The sequence below is a fragment of the Sphingomonas sp. CCH9-F2 genome (genome assembly GCF_001556735.1).
GTDB lineage: Bacteria > Pseudomonadota > Alphaproteobacteria > Sphingomonadales > Sphingomonadaceae > Sphingomonas > Sphingomonas ginsenosidimutans.
The window spans coordinates 1-5,171 of record NZ_LSJO01000104.1 but is presented as its reverse complement, the minus strand read 5'-3'; the positions used below and the strand labels follow the sequence as shown (position 1 = coordinate 5,171).

Genomic DNA, 5,171 nt, shown 5'->3' with positions numbered 1-5,171 from the left:
GGATCGGTGTGGCTGGCGACCACCGAAAGCGAAACCTCGCCCGTCTTCCGCGAGAAGATGATTGCCGCGACCAGCCGCGATGCGGTGCGCGTGAAGAGCCGGACGGGCAAGCCGGCGCGCCAGTTGCGCTCCACCTGGACCGATGCGTGGGAGCGGCATCCCGACAGTCCCGGCGCGCTGCCGATGCCGTTCATGAGCCTGATCAGCGAAGGTGCGTTGCGGGCCGCGGACGCCGCAGCACAAGGTGGGAACGCGAAAGCACGCGATCTGGTGACCTATTTCGTGGGTCAGGGCGTGGGTCTGGTCGACGATGTGCGCAGTGCGGGGCAGGTCGTGCAGGACTTCAAGACGGGTTATATCGCGGCGGTGGAGCGGCTGAACGACCTGATTGCGGAGTAAAAGCGCGAAACAACGCGCACCGGAGAGGAAAAAGCCATGATGAACATGGGCGACATGCTCGACACGATCGCGGCCCGGATCGATCCGGCCGCCACCGCGATCATCCATGGCGAGCGCACCCTCACCTGGCCGCAACTGGCCGTTGCATCGAACCGGCTGGCGCGCGCGGTGCGCGACGGCGGCGCGCAGCCGGGCGACAAGCTGGCGATCTACCTACGCAACGGGCCGGAGTATCTGATCGCGCTGTGCGCGGCGTTGAAGGCGCGGCTGGTGCCGGTCAACGTCAACTACCGCTACGCCAGCGCGGAGCTGGCGTATCTGTTCGACAATGCCGATGCGCGGGTCATCGTCTATGGCGCCGAGTTCCGCCCGCGCATCGCCGAGGTGCGCCCGCGGCTGGACGCGGGCATCCAGTGGATCGAGGCGGGCGACGCGCCGGTGGCGGAGGCAACCGCGTCGTTCGGCGATCTGACCGGCGGCGGCGACGGATCGCCGCTGGGGATCGCGCGGTCGCCCGACGACCTGTTCTTCATCTACACCGGCGGCACCACCGGATCGCCCAAGGGGGTGATGTGGCCGCAGGGCGACCTGCACAGTCTGATGGTCGGCGGCCTGCGCGGATCCTATGCCGTTCCCGACACGCTGGAGGAGTTGGCGACGCTGGCGGGACAGGCGACCCAGCGAATGCGCGCGCTGGTGGCGCCGCCGTTGATGCACGGCACCGGATTGATCGTCGCGCTGAACGCGCTGCTGCTGGGCGGCAGCGTCGTGACGCTGGAAAGCGCCGGCTTCGATCCGGGGGAGATGCTGCGCGCGATCGACCGGCATCGGCCCGACACGCTGGTGATCGTCAGCGACAGCTTCGCGCGGCCGCTGCTGCGCGAACTGATCGATCACCCGGGCGATTACGATCTGGGCAGCGTCACCACCATCACCTCGTCGGGGGTGATGTGGAGCCTGGAGGTCAAGCGCGGGCTGCTGGACTTCATGCCCGGCGCCCAGCTGAACGACGTGCTGTCGTCATCGGAGGCGCTGGGGCTGGGCGCATCGGTGATGACCGCCGGGGGCGAGGTAGCGACCGCGCGCTTCGCGATCGGCCCGCGCTGCCGCGTGCTTGGCGAGGACGGCCGGTTCATCGCCAGCGGCACGGCCGGGCGCGGAATGCTGGCGTTGGGCCCGCCCAATCCGCTGGGCTATTACAAGGACCCGGAAAAGAGCGCGGCGACGCTGCGCGAGATCGACGGCGAGCGTTACTGCATCCCCGGCGACTGGGTGGACGTCGCGGCGGACGGGACGCTGACGTTCCTGGGGCGCGGCAACGCGTGCATCAACACCGGCGGCGAGAAGGTGTTCGCCGAGGAGGTGGAGGAGGTGCTGAAGCGGCACGCGGGCGTGGCCGACGCGCTGGTCGTCGGCGTGCCCGACGAACGCTGGGGCAATGCGATCGTCGCGGTCGTGACGCCGCAGGCGGACGTGCCGCTGGATGAAGAGCGGCTGCGCGGTCACGTCCGCGCGCATCTGGCCGGGTACAAGGTGCCCAAGGCGATCGTCGCCGCGACGACGCCGCTGCGCGCCGCCAACGGCAAGGCGGATTATGCGGCCGCCCGCACCCTTGCGACGCAGAGCTGGAGCGCCCCGGCATGACCGACACCCTGCTGCGCCCCGCCCCGCCGGCTACGCTGACCCACGACGAGCGATCCGCGCTGGTCGACAGCGTGCGGCGACTGCTGGCCGATCGCTGCACCGAGGGCGACGTGCGGCGGATCATCGACAGCGACAGCGGGCACGACCCCGCGCTGTGGCGCGCGCTGGCCGATCTGGGCATCGCCGGGCTGACGGTGCCGGAGGCGCATGGCGGCGCCGGGCTGGCCGCGACCGAACTGGAGCTGGTGATGGAGGAAGCGGGCGCGGTGCTGCTGCCCGCGCCGCTGATCTCCGGCGCGATCGCCGCCGCGCTGGTCCCCGACCTGGACGGGCTGGCGGCGGGGGAGCGGATCGCGGCGGTGGCCTTCACCGGGCGGCATGGCTGGGCGCCCGGCGATACGGTGGCCGTCGCGGGCGGGCGAATCACCGGCACCGTGCGGTTCGTGGCGGACGCGGCGATCGCCGACACGATCCTGATCGCCGGCGACGATGGCGTCTTCGCGATCGAGGCCGCGGATGCGCGGATCACTCCCCTGCCCGTCTTCGACCGGACGCGGCGAATGGCGGACGTCGCCATCGACGCGCCCGCGCGCCAGGTGGCGGATGCCGCCGCCGTCGCGGCAGCGCGCGACATCGGCGTCGTCGCGCTGGCGGGCGAGCAGGCGGGCGGCGCGCGGCGGATGCTGGAGATGACCGTCGCCTATGCCCGCGAGCGGCACCAGTTCGGCCGCGCGATCGGGAGTTTCCAGGCGATCAAGCACATGGCGGCCGACCTGCTGCTGGAAAGCGAATCCGCCACGTCGGGCGCGCGCGACGCCGCGCAGCAGGTGGCGGAGCGGAGCGCGAGCGCGGATGCGGCGGTGGCACTGGCCGCCTTCGCCTGTGCCGATGCCTTCGTCCGCGTGGCGAAGGACGGGATCCAGATGCACGGCGGGATCGCCTTCACCTGGGACCATCCGGCGCATTTGTACCTGCGGCGTGCGCGGTCGGGGGCGCAGCTGTTCGGCGACAGCGACGGGTGGCGCGACCGCTATCTCACCGCGCTGGAGGCACAGGCATGACCGACGACGAACTGCGCGCCGAGGTGGAGGGCTGGCTGGCCGAGCATTGGCGCGGGCTGCCCGCGCACCACGAGAGTTTCGGTCGCGACCCGCGTAGCGAATGGCTGGGCAAGGTGCGCGACGCCGGCTGGGCGGTGCCGCGCTGGCCGGTCGATCGCTGGGGCTGCGGGCTGTCGAACGAGCAGGCCAGGATCGTCGAGCGCGCCTTCGCGGCGGTCGGCGCGCCGGGCGCCGGACAGGACCGCAGCAATTTGTGGGCGAATACCGCGCTGGCCCATGCCGCCGATGGTTTCCGTGAGGAGATCGTGCCCCGGCTACTCGCCGGTGAGGTGGGCATGTGCCTGCTGTATTCGGAGCCGGGCGCCGGATCCGACCTCGCGGCGATCCGCACCCGCGCCGACAAGGTGCCCGACGAGGAAGGCGGCGGGTGGCGCGTGACCGGGCAGAAGGTGTGGACCAGCGGCGCGGCGGTCGCCGATTACGGAATGCTGATCGCGCGCACCGACTGGGACGTGCCCAAGCATCGCGGGATCAGTTTCTTCTTCCTGCCGATGAAGCAGCCGGGGGTGGAGGTGCGCCCGCTGCGCCAGATCACCGACGAGGCGCATTTCAACGAGGTGTTCATCACCGACGCCTTCGTCCCCGACGACCATCTGCTGGGGCCACTGAACGGCGGCTGGGGGGTGTTGCAGACCGCGCTCGCCTATGAACGATCGGTGATGGGCGATGCCGCGCGGGGCCCGCGTTCGGGCGCAGGCGGCCCGAAGGGCGATCATTCGCTGCTGGGGCTGGCGCGCGAGGCGGGACGGATCGACGACCCGGTGGTGCGCCAGCAGGTGGCGCAGGCGATCGCGTGGCGCACGCTGAACCGGCTGAACACCGCGCGGGCCAAGGCCGAACTGGCGCAGGGCACGTCGTCCCCGATCATGTCGCTGGGCAAGCTGGCGATGAGCCGCATCCTGCATGAGGAAGCGCGTGTGCGCACGCTGCTGCTGGGGGCCGAAAGCCTGTTGCAGGGGCCGGACCATCCGCGCGCCGAGGACGCCAACTTCCTGGCGCTGAACGCCTATTTCACCTCGATCGGCGGGGGCACCGACCAGATCCAGCGCAACATCATCGGCGAGCGGGTGCTGGGACTGCCGCGCGAGCCGGAGGTGGACCGCACGCTGCCGTTTCGCGAGGTGCGCGCGGGGTAGCGCGCGCTTCCCGTGGCCGGATCAGGCGCTCAGCACCATCTTCAGCGCGCCTTCCTCGCGCCGGTCGAACAGGCGATAGGCTTCCTCGCCGTCGCTGAGCGGCAGGCGGTGGCTGATATAGCGTTCGGGGCGCAACCGCCCGGCGCGCACCAGCGGGATCAGCGCGGGCCATTCCTCCGGCACCGAACAGGTGCCGGTGCGGAACGTCAGCCCGGCGGCGAAGGCGCGTTCCAGCGGGAAGGCGTAGCGGCGCGACTGCTGCACGCCGATCACAGACACGGTGCCGCGCGCCATGACCAGCCGCAGCGCCATGTCGACGGTGGCATCGCCGCCGACCACCTCCACCACGCTTTCCAGCTTGCGCCCGCCGGTCGCCTCGCGGATCGTATCCAGCGCGACATCGGGGTGAAGCGCGATCGCCCCCGCGACCTCGGCCAGCGCGCGGCGTTCGGGGATCGGATCGATCGCATAGACGACGCCCGCGCCCATCACCCAGGCGCTTTCCACCGCCATCAGCCCGATCGGCCCCAGTCCGATGATCGCGACGGAGCCGCCCGGCCGCACATCGGCATTGCGCACCCCGAACCATGCGGTGGCGAGCGCGTCGGTCATCATCAGCGCCTGATCGTCCGATATGCCGTCCGGGATGCGCCACGCATTGGCATCCGCAGCGGGCACCCGGAACGCCTCCGCCTGCACCCCCTGCAATTGCGCGGACAGGCCGTAGCAGCTGCCCTGGCCATTGTCGCAATGGACGACGTCACCCGACAGGCACGACCGGCACGCCCCGCAACCGACCGCGGCGGGGATCATCACCTTGTCGCCGACCTTCAGCTGCTGCACGCCGCGGCCGATCTCCACCACCTCGCCC

The 5,171-nt window shown here is 71.2% G+C and carries 5 protein-coding genes; 4 read left to right on the top strand and 1 reads right to left on the bottom strand.

The features are described from left to right. The 4 genes from AX685_RS03245 to AX685_RS03230 all read left to right on the top strand — a co-directional run. A partial coding sequence (locus tag AX685_RS03245; protein WP_197418468.1) for a nitronate monooxygenase occupies window positions 1-399 on the top strand: 399 nt, incomplete at its 5' end. Between the two features lie 36 nt (window positions 400-435). Then, on the top strand, window positions 436-2,043 hold the full coding sequence (locus AX685_RS03240) for an AMP-binding protein (protein WP_066485408.1): 1,608 nt from the start codon (window positions 436-438) through the stop codon (window positions 2,041-2,043). After that, window positions 2,040-3,104, top strand: a complete 1,065-nt coding sequence (locus tag AX685_RS03235) for an acyl-CoA dehydrogenase family protein (protein ID WP_066485406.1) — start codon at window positions 2,040-2,042, stop codon at window positions 3,102-3,104. Before AX685_RS03240 ends, AX685_RS03235 begins: the two co-directional genes overlap by 4 nt. Beyond that, window positions 3,101-4,300, top strand: coding sequence for an acyl-CoA dehydrogenase family protein (locus tag AX685_RS03230; RefSeq protein WP_066485404.1), 1,200 nt, complete (start codon window positions 3,101-3,103; stop codon window positions 4,298-4,300). The genes AX685_RS03235 and AX685_RS03230 overlap by 4 nt, the downstream gene beginning before the upstream one ends. 21 nt (window positions 4,301-4,321) lie before the next feature. Here the strand turns inward: AX685_RS03230 and AX685_RS03225 are convergent. Continuing rightward, on the bottom strand, window positions 4,322-5,171 hold an 850-nt coding region (locus tag AX685_RS03225), incomplete at its 5' end, for a zinc-binding dehydrogenase (RefSeq protein ID WP_066485402.1).

What these genes read in the sequence shown, in the direction of transcription:
- AX685_RS03240 (WP_066485408.1), top strand. Translation starts at nt 436, where the DNA reads ATGATGAACATGGGCGACATGCTCGACACGATCGCGGCCCGGATCGAT.
- AX685_RS03235 (WP_066485406.1), top strand. Translation starts at nt 2,040, where the DNA reads ATGACCGACACCCTGCTGCGCCCCGCCCCGCCGGCTACGCTGACCCAC.
- AX685_RS03230 (WP_066485404.1), top strand. Translation starts at nt 3,101, where the DNA reads ATGACCGACGACGAACTGCGCGCCGAGGTGGAGGGCTGGCTGGCCGAG.